The 24,388-nt window shown below is 32.6% G+C and carries 20 protein-coding genes and 1 tRNA gene; 8 read left to right on the top strand and 13 right to left on the bottom strand.

Annotation, left to right across the window (positions count from 1 at the left end; all coding sequences use genetic code 11):
* The 4 genes from QLS71_RS10645 to radC form a co-directional block, all read right to left on the bottom strand.
* The gene (locus tag QLS71_RS10645) at positions 1-876 is read right to left on the bottom strand and encodes a hypothetical protein (RefSeq protein ID WP_308992954.1); all 876 of its coding nucleotides are present in this window, start codon (positions 874-876) and stop codon (positions 1-3) included.
* 42 nt (positions 877-918) lie between these two features.
* Positions 919-1,608, bottom strand: coding sequence for a YjjG family noncanonical pyrimidine nucleotidase (locus QLS71_RS10640; protein WP_308992953.1), 690 nt, complete (start codon positions 1,606-1,608; stop codon positions 919-921).
* Entirely contained in the window at positions 1,598-2,899 is a 1,302-nt protein-coding gene (locus QLS71_RS10635; protein ID WP_308992952.1) for a polysaccharide deacetylase family protein, read from the bottom strand. The genes QLS71_RS10640 and QLS71_RS10635 overlap by 11 nt, the downstream gene beginning before the upstream one ends.
* 61 nt (positions 2,900-2,960) lie before the next feature.
* Entirely contained in the window at positions 2,961-3,659 is a 699-nt protein-coding gene (gene radC / locus QLS71_RS10630; RefSeq protein WP_308992951.1) for a DNA repair protein RadC, read from the bottom strand.
* 64 nt (positions 3,660-3,723) lie between these two features.
* Here radC and QLS71_RS10625 point away from each other — a divergent pair, with 64 nt between their 5' ends.
* The 3 genes from QLS71_RS10625 to QLS71_RS10615 are packed head-to-tail and all read left to right on the top strand — an operon-like array spanning position 3,724 to position 6,114.
* Complete coding sequence (locus tag QLS71_RS10625) at positions 3,724-4,317, top strand: FMN-binding negative transcriptional regulator (protein WP_308992950.1); 594 nt, start codon at positions 3,724-3,726, stop codon at positions 4,315-4,317.
* Between the two features lie 18 nt (positions 4,318-4,335).
* On the top strand, positions 4,336-5,202 hold the full coding sequence (locus tag QLS71_RS10620; protein WP_308992949.1) for an alpha/beta hydrolase: 867 nt from the start codon (positions 4,336-4,338) through the stop codon (positions 5,200-5,202).
* A gap of 24 nt (positions 5,203-5,226) precedes the next feature.
* On the top strand, positions 5,227-6,114 hold the full coding sequence (locus QLS71_RS10615; RefSeq protein WP_308992948.1) for a dienelactone hydrolase family protein: 888 nt from the start codon (positions 5,227-5,229) through the stop codon (positions 6,112-6,114).
* A 338-nt stretch (positions 6,115-6,452) separates the two neighbouring features.
* On the opposite strand, the gene QLS71_RS10610 is transcribed toward QLS71_RS10615, so the two are convergent.
* The gene (locus QLS71_RS10610; protein ID WP_308992947.1) at positions 6,453-7,436 is read right to left on the bottom strand and encodes an AraC family transcriptional regulator; all 984 of its coding nucleotides are present in this window, start codon (positions 7,434-7,436) and stop codon (positions 6,453-6,455) included.
* Between the two features lie 101 nt (positions 7,437-7,537).
* On the opposite strand from QLS71_RS10610, the gene QLS71_RS10605 reads away from it, so the two are divergent.
* The 5 genes from QLS71_RS10605 to QLS71_RS10585 all read left to right on the top strand — a co-directional run bounded on the left by QLS71_RS10605 (position 7,538) and on the right by QLS71_RS10585 (position 15,650).
* Positions 7,538-9,988, top strand: a complete 2,451-nt coding sequence (locus QLS71_RS10605; protein WP_308992946.1) for a TonB-dependent receptor — start codon at positions 7,538-7,540, stop codon at positions 9,986-9,988.
* Positions 9,989-10,007: 19 nt separating this feature from the next.
* Positions 10,008-11,372 carry a hypothetical protein gene (locus QLS71_RS10600; protein WP_308992945.1) on the top strand — a complete coding sequence of 455 codons (1,365 nt, stop codon included), beginning with the start codon at positions 10,008-10,010 and terminating at the stop codon, positions 11,370-11,372.
* A 71-nt stretch (positions 11,373-11,443) separates the two neighbouring features.
* Positions 11,444-12,940 carry an ankyrin repeat domain-containing protein gene (locus QLS71_RS10595; RefSeq protein WP_308992944.1) on the top strand — a complete coding sequence of 499 codons (1,497 nt, stop codon included), beginning with the start codon at positions 11,444-11,446 and terminating at the stop codon, positions 12,938-12,940.
* An 11-nt stretch (positions 12,941-12,951) separates the two neighbouring features.
* Complete coding sequence (locus tag QLS71_RS10590) at positions 12,952-13,443, top strand: DUF2271 domain-containing protein (protein WP_308992943.1); 492 nt, start codon at positions 12,952-12,954, stop codon at positions 13,441-13,443.
* 8 nt (positions 13,444-13,451) lie between these two features.
* Entirely contained in the window at positions 13,452-15,650 is a 2,199-nt protein-coding gene (locus tag QLS71_RS10585) for a PepSY domain-containing protein (RefSeq protein ID WP_308992942.1), read from the top strand.
* 212 nt (positions 15,651-15,862) lie between these two features.
* On the opposite strand, the gene QLS71_RS10580 is transcribed toward QLS71_RS10585, so the two are convergent.
* The 8 genes from QLS71_RS10580 to QLS71_RS10545 all read right to left on the bottom strand — a co-directional run bounded on the left by QLS71_RS10580 (position 15,863) and on the right by QLS71_RS10545 (position 24,369).
* Positions 15,863-15,936, bottom strand: a tRNA-Arg gene (locus QLS71_RS10580).
* A gap of 31 nt (positions 15,937-15,967) precedes the next feature.
* The gene (locus tag QLS71_RS10575) at positions 15,968-16,417 is read right to left on the bottom strand and encodes a GatB/YqeY domain-containing protein (protein WP_308992941.1); all 450 of its coding nucleotides are present in this window, start codon (positions 16,415-16,417) and stop codon (positions 15,968-15,970) included.
* Between the two features lie 171 nt (positions 16,418-16,588).
* On the bottom strand, positions 16,589-18,586 hold the full coding sequence (gene ftsZ / locus QLS71_RS10570) for a cell division protein FtsZ (protein WP_308992940.1): 1,998 nt from the start codon (positions 18,584-18,586) through the stop codon (positions 16,589-16,591).
* Between the two features lie 114 nt (positions 18,587-18,700).
* Positions 18,701-20,014, bottom strand: a complete 1,314-nt coding sequence (gene ftsA, locus QLS71_RS10565) for a cell division protein FtsA (protein ID WP_308992939.1) — start codon at positions 20,012-20,014, stop codon at positions 18,701-18,703.
* A gap of 3 nt (positions 20,015-20,017) precedes the next feature.
* Positions 20,018-20,698 (bottom strand): hypothetical protein, encoded by a 681-nt coding sequence (locus QLS71_RS10560; RefSeq protein WP_308992938.1) that lies wholly within the window; start codon positions 20,696-20,698, stop codon positions 20,018-20,020.
* Positions 20,699-20,726: 28 nt separating this feature from the next.
* Complete coding sequence (murC, locus tag QLS71_RS10555) at positions 20,727-22,079, bottom strand: UDP-N-acetylmuramate--L-alanine ligase (protein WP_308992937.1); 1,353 nt, start codon at positions 22,077-22,079, stop codon at positions 20,727-20,729.
* Positions 22,076-23,176 carry an undecaprenyldiphospho-muramoylpentapeptide beta-N-acetylglucosaminyltransferase gene (gene murG / locus QLS71_RS10550; protein ID WP_308992936.1) on the bottom strand — a complete coding sequence of 367 codons (1,101 nt, stop codon included), beginning with the start codon at positions 23,174-23,176 and terminating at the stop codon, positions 22,076-22,078. The genes murC and murG overlap by 4 nt, the downstream gene beginning before the upstream one ends.
* On the bottom strand, positions 23,176-24,369 hold the full coding sequence (locus QLS71_RS10545) for an FtsW/RodA/SpoVE family cell cycle protein (RefSeq protein WP_308992935.1): 1,194 nt from the start codon (positions 24,367-24,369) through the stop codon (positions 23,176-23,178). The genes murG and QLS71_RS10545 overlap by 1 nt, the downstream gene beginning before the upstream one ends.
* Between the last annotated feature and the right edge of the window lie 19 nt (positions 24,370-24,388).

The raw sequence follows: 24,388 nt of genomic DNA, 5'->3' as shown, positions 1-24,388 counted from the left end.
TTAGAACTTGATATTAAGTTCTTCTTGCTTTAAAACATTATTTTCATAATATTCTAAAACCCAATTACCATCCTTTTTATATAAAGTAGCATTTTTACCTTCTACCATATACACATCTGGAATACTTGTTTTTTTAATTTTATAAACTACTTTGGGAGTACTGTCTACTAATTGGAAACCATTGTCTATGGCTTGTGCATATAAAAAACCATTTACAGGTTCTTTTGCTATTAATGTGTTAGTACCTGAAACTTCTTTAACCACCATCTCTTCTACAGGAACCTCTTTAACAGCTTCAACCTTAGGTTCTACTTTTTCAACAACTACAGCTTCTTTCTCCTTTTTTAGATTCTGAATTTCTTCTCTTAATTGTTGTATTTCTTTAGAAACCTCACTTTTTGTCTCTACCTCTTGTGAAGCTATAACACTATTATTAGCATTTGGTACATATTTATAATTAAGTGCTTCAATAGATTTAAAAGCTTCTCTCAACGCTCCAGTATACGCTCGTTGATATTCTTTCTCTCTACTTTCACCCATTTCTGAAGTAAATACTACTTGGTCATTACAATTTTTAAGTTCTACAGATAATTTAGTTTTAAACATTCCCGAATCCTTAATTAAATTAGATTTCAATGCCAAACATCTATTTTTAGTAACATCGTCAGGATAATTGGATCCTTCCATTAATGCGACAAAACCACATTTATTAAATAAAAATTCTGTTAAGGAATTTAACTGATATTGGTCGGCTTCTTTTAAGAATTCATATTTATTTGGTACAATAACGTACTTATAATTATTTAAATTAGTTTGAGAAAACAAACTTGCAGAAAGTAAACATGTAATAAGTATTGCGATATATTTAATCTTCATTTTATTCAATATAATAGTTAAACAGTATGTAAAGATACACTTTTATAAATATTTTTTTAATTCTATCAATCCATTAATTTGTTTAACGTTTGTTTCTATGTTCATATTATTAGTATCAAAATAAATAACATCCATCCCTACATTTATAGCGCCTTCTATATCGGCCTCATAACCATCTCCAATCATAATACTTCTATTAATTTCTGTGTTGGCTTTTTTAATAGCATAATGAAAAATTTCAGGATGCGGCTTTTTAACACCTATATCTTCACCATTCGTAATGGTTTTAAAATAATGATGAATGTTCGATTTTAGAAGTTTTTTAGATTGTACTTCTTCAAATCCGTTGGACAATATATGCAGGTTGTACTTTAAACTTAGATAATCAAGAATCTCGATAGTATTCTCAAACAAATAATTATTATCGGTAAGATAGGTGATATAATCGGTTGATAGTTTACGAATCATAGCATCATCAACATGTAAATTGGCTGCAACAAATGTATCTCTCAACCGGCCGAAGCGTAACACTTCCTTCTCAATTTTCGCATCTCTGTAAAGTTTCCAATACTGAAAATTGATGTCGCGATAGTGTGATAAGAATTCATATAAATCAACATCTATCGCATTCATTTTAAAAATTTTATCAAATGTTAATTCTGAATTTTTATCAAAATCCCACAATGTATGATCTAAATCGAAAAACACATCGGTAATACCACTACGCTTCATTTCCTGATTCTAAAATAATATTAAACAATTCTTTAAATCCTTTCCAGCGTTCTACCTCGCTAAACGTATAATTATGATATACAGGAATAAACTCACCGTTTACCTGCTTAACTTCTTTTAAAACGCTACTTAGTGTTTTCTTTTTATCCAATAATGACTGATCTTTCAACAACACATAATCTATAACATGATAGGAATGTATTTTTAAAGGTGTTTGAATTTCATAATCTAAATCGTAAAACAAAAACGGCGTGCAAGAACCTGCCCTAAACCCAATGTGATTAACATAACCCATGGTATAATCTTCCAATACCTCAAGCTCAATAAGGTTTCTATAAGATTCTGGCAGATTTAATTTTGAAAACGATTGTCGAGATGCTTTTAGTGAAGTATTTAAAATATCTTCCATTTTAAGCTTCTCCTTTTTCAAAATTGAAAAATCATCAAGAGCAAAAAATGATGTTTTCAAACCTACTTCGCAATAATCGGCAACATGTTTAATGAGCGACACAAATTTCTTATTGTTAGGGTTAATGCCTTTATCGTAAGTTGAAAAATCACCAATTAAAAAGAAAAACAAAAATTTAAATTTGCTTTGTTTTTGTTTATTGATAATGTACTTAAAAGTGTCGTACGGGTCATGTTTTAAGCCAAAAACAACCATAAATCTATCGTACAAACTCTTCAACTGAAACTTAAGTAAATCTTTTAAGCTGCCCCCAAAACTTCTCATAAAGCCTTTCAACTTAAAATGATAAGGACTTGGCACGTCTATTATGGGTTTAACACTATAATTTCTTTGAGGGAACTTAAATTCCGGAAATTGCAGTTGCAATGCGTCCTTAAATTTAAAAGCCCAGATATCTACAACAGGTTGATGCAAAAAACTATGTTTAAAAGCAATGCTTTCGGTTGCTAAAAAACGTCCGTAATTATCTTTTACGTGAGGTAAATACTCTTCATACCTTGAAAGCAAATAAAATGATGCTGCAAAAATATCGAAAGGTATAGCACTCTTTTCACCATTAAAAAAAAAGCATTTCGTGTGCCACCAAGATTGAACATGAATTTCAATATCATTCAAACCTTGTTCAAATAAAAGATCATGACTTTTAATAAAAAACTCATTTCCCAGTTGTTGTTTTGTATAGGATATTTTTAAACTATCGTGGGCAATAAAGGTTTCAACCTTCGTTGTAAAAGAGACCTCAACACCAAGAATTCGAGTACAAACATGCTTAAAAACATACTTTAAACGTGGTGTGATATTATGTGTGTAAACTAAAAGCATTGGCTAAAGTTAATTTCAATTTTAAAATTTAAAATTGGTATTCGGTGATTGAATATTGATTTTATATAAGACCTTCATCGGCAAAACTAAAGTATGCTTTTTCAGTTACAATTAAATGGTCTAAAACTTTTATATCTAAACTTTCTGCTGCTACTTTTAACTTATTGGTAATTTGTTTATCTGCTTCACTGGGTTTTAGGGTACCCGACGGATGGTTATGCGCCAAAATAAGTCCCGTTGCACCTACTTCCAAGGCCTGTTTTAGCACCAAACGCACATCAACCAAAGTACCAGTAATACCTCCTTTACTTAACTGATTTTTTAGAATAACTTTATTAGAATTGTTTAAATATATAATCCAGAATTCTTCGTGTTGTAGTTCTCCAATAATAGGTTGCATCAATTCAAAAACCGACTTGCTAGAGGTTATTTTCTTCTTTTGTAAAGCTTCTTCGCCACGTCGTCTACGACCTAACTCTAAAGCAGCAGCTATAGTAATAGCTTTTGCTTCACCAATACCTTTAAATTCCATAAGTTGTTTAATGGATAGCTTCCCTAGTTCGCTTAAATTATTATCTACACTAGCTAAAATACGCTTGCATAAATCTACAGCACTTTCACCTCGGTTACCCGAACCAATTAAAATAGCAACTAATTCAGCATCGCTTAAAGTTGCCTTACCTTTATAGAGTAATTTCTCCCGCGGTTGGTCGTCTTGACTCCAATTTTTTATTGAAAATGAAGCTGGTTTTTCTTGCATAACGTAAAGATAAATATTGTAATTTTATAAATCAACAACCGTCAATTTAAAATAGCACATACTATTGAATTATCCTCCAAAAATACATCAAGATAATGACATTAATCATATCATTGAGGTGATTAAAACGTACCCATTAGCCACCGTCATTTCAATTAAAGACAACATACCTTTTATTACTCATTTACCTTTAGTTTATAACGAATTTGGTAAATTGATTGGGCATATCGATAAGCAAAATCCGCATGCAGCCTTATTAAAAAATGAGTATCCTGTAACTATTTTATTTTCGGGACCACAATGTTACATATCACCCAGTATTTATACTACAACACAGTTACCCACTTGGAATTACATTAAAGTACATTTAAAAGGCACGGTTAATGCTATAGAAAGTAAAGAAGCCTTAAAAGAGTCTATTATTAAAATGACTGAGTTTTTGGAAGCACCAAAGCATAAATACATTTTAGACCCCAATAACCAACGCATGCTAGGGGCTTTAGATTATATTGAAATGTTTGAAATAACCATAAATTCTTGGGAAGGCAAATTTAAGCTGTCGCAAGATAAAAAACCACAAGATATTAAAAATGCTCGAGCCGAATTGATACGTTCCAACCATGAAAATATTGAGCGTTTTTTAAATAACATATTTTAATCCCACATCTATTAAACAATGAAGCGTTTTATCGTTTTTACCCTCGTATTTCTTAGCTATATACACTTGGTATCTTCTCAAGAAAAGGAATATACCTCTGTTATTTATCCAGAAGATTATACTGCCCAAATTGATGTTGTTTACACTCAGGTGAACGATTGGGTGGGCCACATGGATTTATATACAAAACCAAATGAAACAAAACCAACACCTGTAGTTATTAATATACATGGAGGTGGATGGCGAACTGGTAACAAAGAATCTCAAACTGGATTGGGCACCTTTTTTAAGCACGGATATGCCATTGCAAATATAGCATACCGGTTAGTAGATGTGGCTCCTGCCCCTGCGGCTATTGAAGATGTACGTTGTGCTTTAATTTATATTTACAAAAATGCCAAGGTATTAAATATTGATACGTCTAAAATCGTAATCATGGGTGGTTCTGCTGGTGGACATTTGGCTTTAATGGCTGGTTTATTAGGAAATAACAAAAGTTTCGATACCAATTGTCCGAATACAGAACACATTAAAGTAGCTGCAATTATAGACAAATATGGCGTAACCGATTTAACTCCGCTAGCCTATTGGAAATCAGCGAACAACTGGCTGTCTTTTAATAATACAGACAGCGCTTTTGTTGAATCTGTTTCTCCTATAAATTATATATCGAGACACAGTCCTCCCATTTTTATAGCACATGGAAATGCAGACCCTATAGTACCCTACCAGCAATCGGTAATTCTCTATAAAAAATTAAAATTTTATCGGGTTAAAACTGAATTTTTAACCATTAAAAAGGGCAAACACGGAAACTTCACCACAAAACAAAACATACAATTAAGTAAGAGTATTTGGAGATTTTTAAATAAATTAGGGTTATAATACTTTAAACCAATACTTAAGCTCATGAAAAAGCTCACAAAAGAAGATATTAATCAAGAGGTTTTTGATTTATATGATGATTATGCCCATAATAAAATTGGTAGACGCCAGTTTGTTGAAAAATTATCGCTTTATGCCATTGGAGGCTTAACCGTATCCGCGTTATTGAGTTTTATAACACCTAATTATATAGACCATTTTTTGGTAAAACCAGATGACGAACGCTTAAAATCTGAATACATCACTTACCAATCACTTAAAGGTGGTGGCACTATAAAAGGTTTATTATCTATACCAGATGATGCATATGGCAAATTACCTGGCATTATTGTAGTACATGAAAACCGAGGTTTGAATCCTTATATTGAAGATGTAGGGAGACGAACTGCTCTTGATGGTTTTATATCTTTAGCACCCGATGCCTTATCTCCATTAGGCGGCTACCCTGGTAATGATGATGATGGACGCGACATGCAGCGTAAGCGTGACCGTAACGAGATACTTGAAGATTTTATAGCAGCTTTTCACTATTTAAGTAACCACAAAAAATGTAACGGAAAAATAGGTGTCGTAGGCTTTTGCTTTGGTGGCTGGATTTCCAATATGATGGCGGTTAAACTACCTGATTTACTAGCGGCAGTACCTTTTTATGGTGGACAACCAACAACTGAAGAAGCGGCTCAAATAAAAACACCTTTGCTCTTGCAATATGCTGGATTAGATACCCGAGTTAACGAAGGCTGGCCCACTTACGAAACTGTTTTAAAAGAAAACCATGTAGAATATACAGTACATTTTTACCCCAATGTTAACCACGGATTTCATAATAATACGACACCCCGCTATGATAAAGTAGCAGCAACCTTGGCTTGGGATAGAACCATTGCCTTTTTTAAAGAAAAACTTGAATAGCTTATAATGAAATTATACTTTCTACAATGAAAGTAACAAGAGAAAAAGACTTGACCATACCAATAAGTTCAACAGAAAATACAACCTGCATTCATTTGCAGAATTTTCAGCATAAAAAGCAATCATAAAATCCAAAATTTCAGAATAACTTGTACTTATTTTTTAGAATATTTATTAAACTTATCAACGGTTTTCTTCATTAAGCAAATGGCATTAAAATCATCCATAATTTATTGAATCGTTACCACGAAACATTGATTCTACTGGGCTGAAATCAAATTTAACACATCTTGTTATAAGTACTTCTATAGTACCCACCCTCCCCAAATAAATATTCATTAGTTAATTAACTGGCTGGGCAAATACCCTAATTTCTTTTTAAAAGCAACCGTAAAATGTTGGGGGTTTTTATAGCCTACTTCGTATGAAGCTTGAGAAATATTATAGTTGTGTTTTGAAATCAACTCGATTGCTTTTTCAATCCTTAAAGAAGTTATGTATTTAAATACAGGCATCCCATAAACTTGCTTAAAAACAATCTTAAATTTAGATGTATTAAAACCAGCTAATAAAGACAGTTTTTCAATATTTAATTCTTCTTTTAAATGAGTTCGAATATAATTTTCTATTCTTATCAAATTCTCTCTATCCTCTTTCCTTATTTCGTTAATCACAGTTTCTGAATCACCTGAAGATAAAGCCATTAAAATCAATTCCGTTAACTTAGACTCTAAATAAGATTGTTTTGATAATCCGTCAAAAGAACAATTTAGAAATTCATTTACAATATTTCTTAGTTTTCTATTTAACACCAAACCTCTATTAAAAAACGAGCAAATCTGATTCTCTTTTTTTGCTTGGTGATATTTTTTTGAGTGATTTATAAAACACTCCCCCATTTTACACTCTAAAAAAGACTCAGTAAAATAAATATTTAAGACTTGCTTTTTGGGATTAAGATACCTGTACAAGTATCTTGAAGCTGGAATATAAAATAAGTTATACATGTTTTTGCTCGTACTAAACTCCTTAGATGTATTCTCATTTAAAGAAAAAGTCACCTCTCCATCCATCACAAACTGAAGCAAAAAAACAGGATGATTTTGAACGACTTGTAATGTACAATTTTCTGAATTTTCATTATTATAATCTTGGAAAAGTACAAATATGTTATTCACATGTATTTCTCTTACTATACCCACAACCCCTTCTTTAAATTCTGAATACTCCTCCTCTGACAAAAAAGATATTTCAAAGTCTTTATTAAAGCTCTTTACCAATTCTCCTCCATTACACTCTGAACTTTTAAATCGAATTTCCATTTATTCCTTTTACGTTATAATAATTTCCTTTTGCGTTATTAAGATCCAGTCTAAACAAGATACATTTGCAAATATAAATTATTTTTATTAAGTCTAAATAAGTGAATATAAAATTATTTTTAATACCCTTTGCAATCGCACTATCTGCCTATTCGCAAGATAACCAAAATACTGTTTCAGGAAAGGTTTTAGATAGCTTAGAGCAACCATTATTTGGAGTTACTGTTTCTGTTGATAATAATTCACAAGCTACGATTACAGATGAAAACGGGGTATATACTCTTAATAATATACCTGCAGGGAAACATTTAGTTAAAACTTCTTATATGGGATTTGCTTCTAAATCCAAAGAAATAAGTTTTAATAAAAATGCAACAAATAAAAAACTTACGTTAAACTTCTCTTTAATTGAAAAGTTAGAAGCTTTACAGCAAGTAAACCTTCAAGGTAAAACCGAAAAACGCAAAATTGAAGAAAAAGGTTTTGCAGTAAATGTTATTGAAACTAAAGAAGCCAGTCTTAGAAACATTCAAACAAATGAATTATTAAACACCACAGTTGGAGTAAAAATTCGTCAAAATGGCGGTTTAGGTTCTAATGTACAATATAGTTTAAATGGACTCTCTGGAAGTGCTGTACGTATTTTTATTGATGGTATACCTATTACTATGTATGGTTCTTCCTTTAGCTTAAACAGTATTCCGCCATCAATGATTAAGAATATTGAAGTTTATAAAGGCGTAATACCAGGCCATCTGGCAGATGACGCTTTAGGAGGTGCTATTAATGTTGTACTACATAAAGGGACAAAAACCAATTTCAACGCATCCGTTTCTTATGGATCTTTTAACACCACACAAACGAACCTCAACGGCTTGTATCGTTTTGAAAATTCTGGCTTTACTGTAAAAGCATCTGCGTTTGTAAACTATTCTGATAATGATTATAAAGTTTGGGGTAATAAAGTAAAACATATCGAAATTGATGGAAGTCAGACCCCAATTGTAGCAAAAAGATTTTATGATGCTTACAAATCTACAGGAGGAATGGCACAAGTTGGTTTTACAGACGTAAAATGGGCAGACCAATTTTTAATAGGTTTTACAGGTTCTGAAGATTATAAAGAAATTCAACATGGTGCTTTTATGACACTTCACCCTTATAAAGGAAGGTTTAGTGAAACAGATGCCAAATTATCCAACTTAACGTACATAAAAAAGGGACTTTTCACCAAAGGTTTAGATATAAATATAACTGGCTTATATGGTAAAAGAAATACTGTAGTTAACGATACCGTTGCTGCGGCTTACACCTGGGCTGGAGAAAAATTGCTGCGAAAAGAATTCCACGAAGATGGAACATTCTCAATAATAGAAGACAAGTATACTTGGGGTTCTCAACAAGAAGGAGGACCATCATTAACTACTACTCAAAGAAATGTAGCCTCATTAAGATCAGGTGTGTCTTATGCAATTAACAGGCATCATAAAATTTTAATCAACCATATGTATAGTGGTCTTGACAGAGAAGACAGCGATAAAATGAAGTCTCTTTTAGAAAACACTTTTAAACAAACAAGTGATTTATATAAAAACATCTATTCTTTAAGCTATGAATTAAATGCTTTTGAAGATAAGTTTAAGTTTAATGTGTTTGGTAAAAACTATCATCAAAAAGTATTGAATACAAAACCTGTATTTAATGATGATAGAACTGCTGTTATAAATGAAGTATATAAAAGCGACAAAGATTATAATGGGTATGGCTTTGCCACTTCTTATGCAATTCTTCCAAACATTACCATATTAACCTCTGCAGAAAAAGCAGTACGCCTGCCTAGCGAATCAGAAGTTTTTGGAGATGTTGCAGGTAATATTGAAAGCAACTTAACAGTGAAACCTGAAATTAGTAATAATTTCAACCTTGGATTCAGGTTTGGAAAATATAACATTCAAAAACATGAGTTTACCATCTCTACCAATCTTTTTTCACGAAATATTAAAGATCTGATCGGCCTCCCTACAAATGCAGATCGAATTGTAGAAAGTGGTGATGAACTTATAAAATATGCAAATTTTGACGAAGGTACTACTTCAAAAGGAATCGATGCAGAAATCAACTATAGTTACAATAACAATTTTGGATTTAATTTTAATTTCTCACGCTTAAGCTTAAAATCCAAAAATAGAGCGGGCATGATTGTAGATATTCCTAATACACCATTATTTACTATGAATGCTGGATTGCGTTATTCTATTAAAAACTTTATTCAAAAAAACGCACGTCTAAACTTATTTTCCAGCACTTATTTTACAGATGAATTTTCTTATATAATGAGCCAAGGCACCCATAATAGTGGTCTTGATGCCTTTAAAGTACCGATGCAGCTAATACAAGATTTTGGCCTTAGCTACACATTTCCTAAAGAAAACTTTGTACTGAGCTTTGATACTAAAAACATATTTAACGAAGCTGCTTACGACAATAGATCCGTACAAAAACCTGGTAGAGCATTTTACCTAAAATTAAATTATACAATCAATAAATTTTAAATATATAAATACAATTAATATGAAAAACCGATTTTTAAATATCAGAATCTTAGCACTTGCAGTAAGTTCAATATTGCTTACAGTAAGCTGTACAAAGGATAATGCGGATGCTCCTACTGAAACTAAAGAAGAAAATAGTAGATGGATCACTGTAACTGGTGCAAGAATGGGAACAAACGCAGGAGACGGAAATGGCGGTACGCTCATATACGCTATTAGTAGTGACGATGCTAAAAACCCAGAAACAGTGGTAGATGTTTTTAACTATGGTTTTGTAGCACCTTCTAACAGAACAGCAAGATTACAATCTTCAGAAGACGGTAATACAATGTTTAACATCAGTTATGCAGGAGATACAGGTGGAAACTATACTAAATACACAGTAAATGGAGGACAAGAATTTACTCCAACAGGTTCTGAAGTAAGTATTGCTCCTTATGTTGGAACAGCTCCCAGATGGATTAAATTATTCGATGGAGACCAAACAGGAGCCGCAGTATATGTATCTACAGAGCATGAAGTTGACGACAATGGAACTCCAGATATTGTAACAGACGATACTTACATCCGTACCAATGCTAAAGTTGGTGTGGTAACTTTAGATCTAGTAGATTCTAAAATACTTAACTTTAAAGAACTTGATGTAGCCTTAAGTGCAGAAGAAGAAGCAAATGGTTATTATTTCTCTAGAGTAGATATGCCTGTATTAAATGCAGCTGGAAATAAATTATATATAGGAGGCCGTTTAAGTAAAGTGAATCCAGCAACTGTAGAAAGTGATAGTGATTATGAAATTTTAGGCTCTAAAACTATTGTATTAGATTACCCAACATTATTTAACCCAAAAGTAATTACTTCTACTGTAGGATATGGAAACACTAACGGTTACCGTAGTATTAATGCGTTTCTTTCTGAAGATGGTAATGTTTACCAAGCAAATCAAGGAGATCCAAATGGTTCTCATATCTTAAGAATTGGTGCAAATAATGAATATGACAATTCTTATGTGTTTAGCTTAAACAATGCTTTAGGTGTAGAAGAAGCTTACATTGTTGCTTGGAGATATGCTGGTAATGGAAAAGCTGTTGTAGCATACGAACATGCTGGATCTGCTACAGGACCAGCAGGTAAAACTCAAGGCTTTTTTGCTTTGATAGATTTAAACGCCAAAACGGCAACAAAACTTGATGCAATTCCTTCTAGCGAAGATTTATATTTATACCAATACCAAGGTTTTGCTGTTAATGGAACTGAAGTGTATTTAACAGTAGCTCCAATTGGTCAAGATGGAAACATTTATATTGTTGATACAGAAACTGGGGATGTAACCAAAGGTGCTCAATTAATTAACGTAGAAGGAAGTCACTTTATTGGAACATTCTAATTTGATAAGTAAAAGATAACTTGAAGTCCCTTTCTGAATATATTCAGGAAGGGATTTCATAATAAAAAATCATGATGAAAAAATCACTTATTTTACTGCTATTAGTGCCAACTTTAATTTTTGCCCAAAGAGGTCAACAAAGTACTAACGAGCTCCACAACAGAACATTTTGGCAAACCCTACCAGATGTTGCTACTGTGAAGCAAAAAATAAAAGAAGGCAACGATCCCGTAACCCCTAATCCAGCAGCTTTTGATGCCATTTGCTTTGCTATTATGGCAAAAGCTCCTGTAGAAACGGTTGAATATTTATTGTCTTTACCAGGAAATGACATTAACAAACCCACTCATGATGGAAGAAGTTATTTAATGTGGGCTGGTAATACTGGTAATCTTGAACTGATGAAATTACTCATTAGCAAAGGAGCTGATACAAAAATAGTGGGTAGCCACGGTTTTAATTGGTTTACGTTTACTGTAAACTCGGGTCATGAAAACACAGATATTTATGATTTAATGGTAGCAAACGGTATTGATTTAAAAGAAACCAACCGAGCAGGTGCCAATGCTATTTTGTTATTAGCTCCACATAACAAAGACGGAAAAATTATAGAATATTTTCAACAAAAAGGGCTAGATATTCATGCTACAGACAAACAAGGAAATAACATTTTGTTTTACGCTGCAAAAGGAGGAAACATCAATTTGATAAAAAAATATATATCTCAAGGTTTTGACTACAAAAAGATCAATGCTCAAGGAGAAAATATGGTTCTTTTTGCAAGTCATGGAGGAAGAGGCTATAGCAACCCTTTAGAAGTTTATCACTATTTTGATGGTTTAGGTTTAAACTTAACTTTAACAAACAAAGAAGGACAAAACGCATTGCACAATATCGCATCAAATACCAAAGATGTTGCTATTGTAGACTTTTTTATAAACAAAGGAATTGACATTCATCAAGAAGATAATGATGGTAACACCGCTTTCTTAAACGCTGCTAAAGGAAATAATAATTTGGTACTACAAAAATTAGCACCATTAACTAAAAACATCAATCAACAAAATAAAGAAGGGTTTTCTGCTATTACATATGCAACACAACGCATAAATTTGGAAGCTTTTGAAATGCTAAAAGAAAAAGGTGCCAATCCGAATATAGTAGATACCAATGGAAACAATTTGTATTACCATTTATTTAACGCTTACAGCAGAAGAAATGGCGAAGACTTTGAAACGTATGTAAATGCTTTAACAAGCACTGGTGTATCTTTTAAAAATGCTTCAAAGAAAGAATCTCCATTACATATTGCTATTTCTAAAGGTGATGAAAAATTAATTCAAAAAGCTTTAGAATTAGGAGCAGATATTAATCAAAAAAACGGAGATGGATTAACACCTTTACATTTAGCCGCCATGAAAGCCACTAATGCAAAATTATTACAACTATTAATAAGTAAAGGGGCAGACAAAAAAACGCTAACAGATTTTGATGAAAGCGCATATGATTTAGCTAAAGAAAACGAGCTGTTAAGCCCTATCGATATTACTTTTTTAAAACAATCTTAAATTAAATTCACATGAAATTTTCTAAATACATTCTTTGCGTGGTATGTTTATCATTCATGGCTTTTACCACTATAAAAAACAGCGAACCAACACAAAAATACAAGTGTATGGTTCAATTAAAAAACTATCAAGGTGAAGGCGCTTACGTTATTGTGTCTGTGGTTGACAAGAACAATAAGTATATAAAAACTTTACAAATTTTAGGAGATGATGAAAAATGGTATCCTGATTTACCAAAATGGTGGTCGTTTTTTGAAACTGCCAAAGAAACTGATGTTGATGCCATTACAGGAGCAACCATTGCAGGTGGAGAACGCTCTATTTTTACTTTTCAATTAAGTGAAAAGTATCTAAAAGCAGGTAATAAATTACGATTTGAAACGGCTGTTGAACACCAAGACTATTATGAAAAAGATTTAGAAATTTCATTAGAAAATAAAAATCTTAAAAATAAATTTATAGGAACTGGGTACATACGTTACGTAAGTATTATAACAAATTAATTAAAAACATGCTTAGCAAAATATGGAGGTACAGTCATTTTTATTTGACTGTATCTTCTTTCTTATTTCTACTTTTAGCCGCTGTTACAGGGGCTTTTCTGGCCTTTAAACCCATTCAGGAAAAATTACAACCTTATCATATTAAAAATACTGAAGAGGCTTCTGTAGCTCAGCTAATAGATACCCTAAGTAATAAATACGGTGAAGTTTTAGATATTGAAGTAGATAAAAATTATTTTGTAAAAACAAGTGTTTTTAGTATGGATGCAGATATTGATGGACAATTTTACATCAATCCTTTTGATGGAAATAAAATTGCAAGCATTCCTCCTAAAAATGATTTTTTTGAATTTTTAACCAATTTCCATCGTTCCTTATTTTTAAAAACGCCTGGTAGGGTTTTTATTGGCATTATCTGTTTTTTATTGTTTTTAATAGCTATTACAGGTTTTTTGTTGGCCATTAAAAGACAAGGAGGGTTTTTAAAGTTTTGCTCAAAAATTATTAATGATAAATCTATACAGTACAACCATGTAGCTTTAGGCAGGTTAATGCTCATTCCAATTATAGTTTTGGCTTTATCGGGAACGTATTTGTCTATGGACCGATTTTCACTATTGCCAAAAAGCGAAGCTATTGTTACTCAGCAAAAATCAAAATTAAAAAATGTAATTTCTTTTTCTGATTTTCCTGTCTTTAAAAACACAACATTAAAAGATGTTCAAAAATTAGAATTTCCTTTTTCTACGGATGAAGAAGATTATTTCATTCTAAATTTACACGATAAAGAACTTAAAATACATCAAAAAACCGGAGAAGTAGTACAAACTACACATTATCCTTTTACACAAATTTTGGCTGTATTAAGTTTTAATTTACACACAGGTACAGGAAGCATTATTTGGTCTTTGGTATTATTTTTAAGTTGCATTGCCATTTTATACTTTATGTATTCTGGAAGTGTTATTACTTTTAAAAGGTTAAGTTCTAAAACAAAAAACAAATACAATTCTAACCAATGTAACTTTATTATCCTAATAGGCTCTGAAAATGGAAGCACTAAAAAATTAGGGAAAATATTATATAAATCGCTATTAAAAGCAGGCGAAAAAGTGTTTTTAGATGATTTAAATAATTACAGCAAGTATCCTAATATTGAGCAGTTAATTATAATTACCTCAACTTATGGACAAGGAGAACCACCAAGCAATGCTCATTTATTTTTAGACAAATTAAAAAAAACCAATATAAACAAACCTTTTGATTGCCATATAATAGGATTGGGCTCTTATTCATATCTAAAGTTCTGCGAATTTGCAAAAGAAATTCATACTCAAATTTTATTAGAAGAAAATATCAATGTACCATCAAAAGAACCTTTATTAATTCACAATCAGAATTATGAAGCGTTCAGAAATTGGTCTTTAGTGTGGGCGTCATCCTCAAAATTAAATCTAGAAATCCCAAAGGAATTATCTCTAAAAAAACAAAAAGAAACTATTTTTAAGATTGTGGACAAACAAAATACTACCGATGATTTTGATGAAACGTTTACACTAACACTAACAGCCAAAAAAAGGAAAAAATTTGTGCCTGGAGACTTATTAGCGATTACTCCACCTAACGAAGCCTCTGAACGCTTATATTCTATTGGAAAAAACACTAATGGAGATTTGTTAATGAGCATAAAAAGACATTCTCATGGTGTTTGCTCCAATTATTTAAACGACTTAAAGCCTAGTCAAGAATTAAAGGTAACAATTAAAAAAAACAAAGAATTTCATTTACCTAAAAAAGGAAAACAAGTTATTTTAATAGCCAATGGAACTGGAATTGCACCATTTTTAGGCATGATTCATCAAAAAACAAAGGCTTCTATATATTTATATTGGGGAACGAGAACTAAAACTTCCGAAGAATTATACAAACCACAAATTTTAGAAGCGATAGAAAAAAAGACGTTGCAACAGTACGATATTGCTTTCTCAAAAGAAGAAAGCCCCTATAAGTATGTTCAGGATTTAATTAACAGAGACGAAAAAAACATAGCAAAAATACTTGCGAGTGGAGGAACTATTATGATTTGTGGATCTATCACTATGCGTGATGACATTTTTATTCTCTTGGAAAAAATTTGTAATAAAAACAAACTACATCCTTTTGAAGCGTATAATAATAAAGGACAAATCTTAACAGATTGTTATTAAAGTATTGAACATTTTTAGACGACAGTCAAATCAACGACATAAATTCATTAGTTCTTTTTCAAAGTCTCAGTTGTACTAACGGTTTGAAAGGAACTCCCGGATAGCGACCATTTCAAACCAATTGCTATCAATTCAATACACTTATAAAAACCTAAAAACCATGTAATTAATAAAAATTACATGGTTTTGTTACTAAACAATTTTAGTTTTTGTGACCGCGAAGGGATTCGAACCCCCAACCCTCAGAGCCGAAATCTGATATTCTATCCAATTGAACTACGCAGCCTTTATTCCTGCAGAAACAGGAATCTTATATTTTAAGATAATTTAGCTTTTACAATGTTAGAAATGGTTTTGCCATCGGCTTTTCCTGCAAGCTCTTGACTAACAACTCCCATGACTTTTCCCATATCTTTCATGCCTTCTGCGCCTAACTTTTTAATAGTATCTACAACAACTTGAGCAATGGCTTCTTCACTCATGGCTTCTGGTAAGAATTGATTAATCACTTCTGCTTCTGCCAATTCTGGTGTTGCCAAATCTTCACGACCTTGTTCTATATAAATAGCGGCACTATCTTTACGTTGCTTTACTTGCTTTTGAAGTATTTTAAGCTCTTGATCTTCAGTTAACTCTACTTTTGCTCCACTTTCTGTTTGCGCTAATAAAATAGCTGATTTCACTGCTCGTAAAGCCGTTAACGCTGTTTGATCTTTAGCTTTCATGGCCTCCTTTAAAGCTGTCATGATATCCTGTTGTAAACTCATTGTTTTATTTTATTAGAATGCGAAGATAAAAAATAGAATCTTATTAAATGTGAATTTTATCAATAGGTTTTAAGTTAAAAATATAACGTTCCTATCTTGGAAGTAATAAAAAAACCCGAAAAGTTGAGGGATGCTTTTCGGGTTTTCATAACTAAGTAAGGCCAATATATTTTAATCTACATTATCATGTAAAAATGAATTATTGCTTCTTATTTGAATATCATCATTATCATCAAGTCCAACACTAGATCTCGATAAATCTGTTTCGGAAGAATGTTTAGCTTCGTTTAAATTAACACCTTGACGTTTATAAGCCGGCACTCTTTCTATGTCGTCAATCTTAGCATTATTGAATTTATAATTAAAGTCTTTCATTTTACGTCTACGTTCTTCGGCGCGTTCTTTAAGTATTTCTGAAATAGGACTGTTCATAGGATCTAATTCTTCATCTAGATTTTCTTTTTGAACAGGTGTCTTAATCACTTTCTTTTCAAAAACTATTTCTTGATCTAATTCTTCTACTATCTTTTTAGTATCTACTTGCTTTTTATTTATTGAAGATTCTACTTCAATATAATCTTCTAAAGCATAGCGCATATCACCCTTTTCATTCGTTTCGTTAACAGGAATTAACTCCACATAATCATTGACTGAAATTTTCTTAACATCCTCATCAACTTTAAGTGATGACACCTCATCTTCTTGATTTTTAACTTTATCATTAGAAGATATTGGTAAATCAAACGTCAATGTTATTTGCTTTTCTTCTTCAATATAATCTGAAACCACTTCTATATCGGCAATGTCTTTATCAGCTTTAGACATTTTAGTAACTGGCTTAATAATAAAATCCTCCTCTTCTTCAAAGTTAGCACTTACCTCTTCATAAACAACTTGAATGTTTTTTATAAGTTCTGATGTTGGTATTAAATCGATATTACTGTTAACCGATGGTTTACTAATTCTTTCTTCGGTTTCAATCGCTTTTTTAAACTCAAAGGATTCATCCTCTTCAATATCAAAATCTAAAGTATGTTTTACAACAGGTGGTTCTTTCTTTTCTTTTAACTCAATAATGGGAGCAATAATTGCTGGTTCTTTTTTCTTAGATTTTATATCTAAATCTTCACTGCCCAATGAATGTATTACCTTTTTTGTTTCAGTATTAGAAATTTCGTCTTGTTGTTCTATATTGAAGCCAGTAGCTATAATAGTTACAGCAATAGATTCTTCTAAACTTTCATCTTCACCTACACCCATAATAATATTGGCTCCATGACCTGCTTCACTTTGAATATGATCATTTATTTCTCCTATTTCATCAATGGTAATTTCGTTGGTTCCTGAAACTATTAGCAGCAATACATTTTTAGCTCCAGTAATTTTATTATCGTTTAATAATGGTGAATCTAAGGCTTTACGAATAGCATCTTGCGCACGACTTTTTCCTGATGATAAAGCAGACCCCATGATAGCCGTCCCACTATTACTTAATACCGTTTTAGCGTCACGTAAATCGATGTTTTGTGTGTAGTGATGCGTAATAACTTCGGCTATACCACGAGCAGCTGTAGATAACACCTCATCGGCTTTAGAAAATCCTGCTTTAAAACCAAGATTACCATATACTTCACGAAGTTTATTGTTATTTATTACGATTAATGAATCGACGACGTTTCTTAAATTCTCGATACCAATTTGCGCTTGTTCAATACGCATTTTACCTTCAAATTGAAATGGCATGGTAACGATACCTACTGTTAATATGTCTAAATCTTTAGCCATTTTAGCAATTATAGGTGCTGCACCAGTACCTGTACCTCCACCCATACCAGCGGTAATGAAAACCATCTTGGTATTGGTATCTAACATATTTGAAATATCATCAAAACTTTCTACTGCCGATTGTTCACCTACTTGAGGGTTAGCGCCTGCACCTAAACCTTCTGTTAAGTTTAGTCCTAACTGAATTTTGTTTGGTACGCCACTATTTTGAAGTGCTTGTGCATCTGTATTACAGATATAAAAATCAACTCCTTTAATGCCTTGTTGGAACATGTGGTTAATGGCATTACTACCTCCACCTCCAACACCAATAACTTTAATGACATTTGATTGGTTTTTAGGTAAATCAAATGCGATACTTGCGAATTCGTTTTTGCTGCTCATAAATTCTGTTTTACTGGTATTATACTAATTATTACTTTTTTGTTCTATGGATTATCTTTGTGCCATCTGGCAACTTCTTTAAATTGTACACTGGACAATTTTTTTTGCTCGTTCCTACTCTGCGTTGTCTAAAAAATCTTTAACACGCTCTGTTAATTTGTCTAAAAAAGAACGACGTTCTTTTATTGGTTTTTCTTTAATTTCTTCGAGGGGTTTTTCTTCTTCTTTTGCTTCTTGCTTTTTCTCTTGCTGTTCGATTTTTTTGCGCTCATTGCGTTTTAAACCATCTAAAACCAAACCTACGGCTGTTGCATATAACGGACTTGTAACATCTTCATCACTATCACCCGCTAAATGTTCGTTGGGGTAGCCTATTCTGGTATCCATACCAGTGATATACTCTACCAACTGTTTTAAATGTTTTAATTGCGCTCCTCCACCGGTTAAAACAATACCTGCAATTAATTTTTTCTTTTGCTCTTCGTGTCCGTAGTTTTTAATTTCCACATACACTTGCTCTACAATCTCAACAATACGCGCATGAATTATTTTCGAGAGATTTTTAAGGGTTATCTCTTTTGGTTCTCTGCCACGTAAACCTGGAATGGATACAATCTCATTGTCTTTATTTTCTCCAGGCCATGCTGAACCGAATTTTATCTTTAATAATTCGGCTTGTTTTTCTATTATGGAACAACCTTCTTTTATGTCCTCAGTAATCACATTTCCACCAAAAGGGATGACCGCTGTATGACGAATAATGCCATCTCTAAAAATGGCTAAATCGGTTGTACCACCACCTATATCTATAAGTGCTACACCTGCTTCTTTTTCTTCTTGACTTAAAACCGCATTGGCTGACGCTAAAGGTTCTAACGTAATTCCTTCTAAGTTCAAACCTGAACTTTGAATGCATCGACCCACATTTCGTATAGACGACACTTGCCCTACTACTACATGAAAGTTAGCTTCAAGTCGGCCTCCATACATCCCAATAGGCTCTTTAATTTCGGCTTGCCCATCTACTTTGTACTCTTGAGGTAATACGTGAATAATTTCTTCACCTGGGAGCATCACTAGTTTATGTACTTGATTTATTAACCTGTCAATATCTTCTTCATCTATTACCGTTTCAGAATTTGCCCTGGTTATATAATCGCTGTGTTGTAAACTACGTATGTGCTGCCCTGCTATACCTACTGTAACACCTTCTATTTTAATATCGGAAGCTACCTCCGCCTCTTGAACCGCTTGCTGTATGGATTGAATGGTTTGTGTAATATTATTTACCACACCGCGATGTACACCCAAACTTTTAGATTTACCTATGCCTAAAATTTCAACTTTTCCATACTCATTTTTACGACCAATCATAGCCACTATTTTTGTGGTTCCGATGTCTAATCCTACTGCTAAATTATGCTCCATGGCTTATATTTTGGTACATACTACTTGGTTATCAAACTGCAAATTGACTTTACTATAATTACCGAGCGTTTTCTCTTTTAAATTTTTTTGATAAAATGCTTTGAGGTTATTAATTTTTTTGTCTAAAAATGCAACATCTCCTAATTGCACTAAAAATTGGCACTGTCTAAGTTTTAAATAAATATCCTTATCCATACCTTGACGAATTTCTACTACATGTTTTCTTAAGAATTCATCTTTGCTAATTTTACTTGCAACTATATAAATGTTTTTTAAATTACTTTTTTCAACATAACCAGTAACCAGTGGTACTCTAGCAGAATAATTATTGGATAATGGCATATATAAACCATCATCATCTATATAATAAGACGCATTTGTACTGACTCTTGCAATAGGCGTTTTTTGTTCAATTTCAGCAGTAAGTGTGCCATTTACAGCAACATACACTTCTGCCTTTTTTATCATGGGGCTAGATTTCAGGGCGTTTTCTAACTCATTCAAAACTAAAGTTTCTTTAGGTATATTTTTAATACCTTTGAATTTTTGTATTAACAATTTACTAACATTCTCATTTGTTATAAACAGATTATTCTCTCCAACAAATTTAATATTAGGCTTAGACACCAATCTCCCAGAATTTCTTACTGAAGCGAAAGCAAACAAAAAGATTACTACGCCCATTAATACAAACATTTTTATGTAATTCCAGTTAATTTTCAAGGCTAAATTTGTTTTTGATGTGTTTCACTTCTTCTCCTATATCACCAGCACCAATAGTGAGCACAATTTGCGCATCACTTTCATCTATTTTTTGCAACAATTCTGCTTTACTAGTAAGTTGTTTGTTTTTATTAGTCATTTTACTTAATAACCATGCTGAAGTAACACCTTCAATTGGTAATTCTCTAGCTGGATAGATATCTAGCAAGAGCACTTCATCAAACTGCGATAAACTTTTTGCAAAATCATCAATAAAATCACGAGTTCTACTAAACAAATGTGGTTGAAAAATGGCCAACACTTTTTTGCTGGGATACATTTCTCGAACCGCTTGATGCACCGCATTAATTTCTTCTGGATGATGCGCATAATCATCAATATAAACAAGATTATCTGTTTTAATTTGATAGGTAAACCTACGCTTAACACCTTTAAAAGACGCTAATGCTTTGGCGAGCTGCCAGTGAGGGCAACCATATTCTACAGCCATCGCCAAGGCTATTAGTGCATTAGACAAATTATGTCTCCCAGGTAGGTTAAATTGTAAATTTTCTAACACCGTTTTTGGTGTTTTCACATCAAAAACGTAGGTACCATTTTCTATTTTTATATTTTGTACCGAATAATCGGAATCATCTTCTATACCATAAGTAATACCATCTATAGGCAAACCATTTCTAACAAATAATTTCCCATTAGGCTTAATTCGTTTTGAAAAATCTTCGAATGATTTTATTAATTCTGAAGCATCACCATAAATATCCAAATGATCAGCATCCATTGAAGTGATACAGGCTAGATTTGGTGATAATGTTAAAAATGAACGATCAAATTCATCGGCTTCAACCACTGAAACCTCAGTCCCTTTCAGAATTAAATTAGAGTTATAATTTTCGCATATACCACCTAAAAAAGCTGTTAATGGCACATCGCATTCATTTAGCAAATGTCCTAAAATACTAGACGTCGTCGTTTTTCCATGCGTACCTGCAACCGCTAAACAAAATGTGTTTTCAGTTATAAGACCTAGAATTTGAGACCTTTTAAGAATTTGGAAATTATTGGTTTTAAAATATTTAAATTCTAAATGTCCTTGTGGTATCGCTGGTGTATAAACAACCAACGTGTTTTTTATATTTAAATAACTTTGAGGAATATTTTCAACCGCATCTTCAAAATGAACCTCCACACCTAAAGCCACTAAGCTTTCAGTAAGCTCAGAAGGTGTTTTATCATAACCCGCGACTGTTTTTCCATTCGCAACAAAATAACGTGCCAAAGCACTCATACCGATACCACCAATACCAATAAAATAAACGTTATGTATAGTGCTTAAATTCATTTTTTTATTTTTAGAAGTTTTTCAACTTCATCGGCAATTTGTTTTGTAGCATTTACTAACGCTAACTTTTTTATATTACTTCCTAAATTCTTTTGTTTCTCGGGTGATGCGATAAGCTGAGAAAATTTATTTTCAAAATCTGCATCTAAATCTTCTTCTTTAATTATCATAGCCGCATCTTTATCTACAATGGCCATAGCATTTTTTGTTTGATGATCTTCGGCTACATTTGGAGAAGGCACAAAAATAACTGGCTTGCCCACTATACAAAGCTCTGACACAGAACTCGCCCCTGCTCTTGAAATCACCATATCAGCAGCAGCATAAGCAAAATCCATATTATTTAAAAACTCGTAAACCTGTACGTTATTGGTATTATTATAAATTTTATACTGATTATAATACAACTTCCCACATTGCCAAATAACCTGAACGTTCTGCATATCTAAAAAATCTAATTTTTTTTCAATTAACTGGTTAATGCGTCTAGAGCCTAAACTACCACCCAACACCAAAAGCGTGTATTTACTCTGTTTTAAGTTGAAAAAACTTTTAGCTTCAGCGGTTTTTGATTCTATATCTAATAAGCCTTTACGAACTGGATTACCTGTTTTAATAATTTTATCCTTTGGAAAAAAACGCTCTAACCCATCATAAGCCACACAAATTTTTTGCGCTTTTTTAGCAAGCATTTTATTGGTTATTCCTGGATATGAGTTTTGTTCTTGTATTAAGTACGGTATTTTATTAGCTGCGGCTATTTGCAACAAAGGGCCGCTGGCAAAACCACCAGTACCTATGGCAACATCTGGTTTAAAGGACTTAACTATTTTTTTAGCATTCCAAAGACTACTAATCAACTTAAACGGAAACTTTAAATTCTTCAATGTGAGCTGACGTTGAATTCCTGAAATCCAAAGTCCTTTGATTTCGTATCCTGCCTGAGGTACTTTTTCCATTTCCATTCTATCTTTTGCTCCTACAAACAAAAATTCTGCATTCGGAAAACGCAACTTTAATTCGTTTGCAATAGCAATAGCGGGATAGATATGACCTCCCGTTCCACCTCCAGATAATATGATTTTATAGTTACTCATTATAAAGCTTCGCTTAATATTTCTAACGGATTATCTTCTATGTTTTCTTGTTCTTTAATTTCTTCTCGTTTCGCACTCACACTTAATATAATTCCAAGAGCTAAACAAGTCATCCAAATAGAGGTTCCACCGCTACTAATTAAAGGCAAGGTTTGCCCAGTAACAGGAAACAACTCTACAGCAACTGCCATATTTATTAATGCTTGAAATACAATAGGCAACCCCACACCTAGAACCAATAGTTTACCAAAAATAGTATCGGATTTTTGTGCTACAATAACAATTCTAAATAGCAACCACATATATAATATCATGATAAAAAAGCCCCCTACAATACCATATTCTTCTATAATTATGGCAAAAATAAAATCGGATGACGATTGCGGTAAAAAATTTTTTTGAATACTTTTACCTGGGCCTACACCAAAAATATCGCCCGAAGCGATGGCTATTTTAGCCTTTTCAATTTGATAATCGGCTTCGGTATCTTCATTATTAGAATAATTCTTAATTCTATTTTCCCAAGTTTCAACTTTAACGCTTAATGGCCCCGTAGTTAATTTGGCCGCCATAACAAAGAACACTAGGCCTATTAAACCTAAACCTAAAATAACAGCGATATAACGCATGGGATAGCCCCCTAAAAAAACCAATATCAATACCATTAAAAACATAATGGCTGCTGTTGAAAAGTTTGATGGAAGTATTAATGCCAAAACTAAAAATACAGGTGCCCAAAGTGGTAAAATTGAGCTTTTAAAAGTGATACCTTTATCTTTTATTTTAGACATGTATCTTGCCACATAAATCATGAGTACGACTGATGCCAAAGTGGATGTTTGAAACGACACCCCCACAATAGGGATTTGAATCCATCTACTGGCACTAGCTCCTTCTATGGTAGTTCCTTGCAACATAGTAATACCCAACAACACCAACACAATAGGAATCATGATTAACGACAAGCCTTTAAAATATCTGTATGGAATTTTATGAACGCCATACATAATACCAAACCCTAATGCTAAATGCACTAAATGCTTAATAAAAAACGTAAACGTATTTCCGCCAACACTTTTATAAGCTAAATTACTAGCAGCGCTATAAACAGGTAAGAACGACACAATTGCTAATAACGCAACTATTGCCCAAATTAACCGATCTCCCTTTATGTTATTAAATACTGTTTGCATCCCTATTGGATCTCTTCCT

It is taken from the genome of Mariniflexile litorale, from assembly GCF_031128465.2.
In the GTDB taxonomy this organism is placed as follows: Bacteria; Bacteroidota; Bacteroidia; order Flavobacteriales; family Flavobacteriaceae; genus Mariniflexile; species Mariniflexile litorale.
This window is presented reverse-complemented; position numbering and strand designations above follow the sequence as displayed.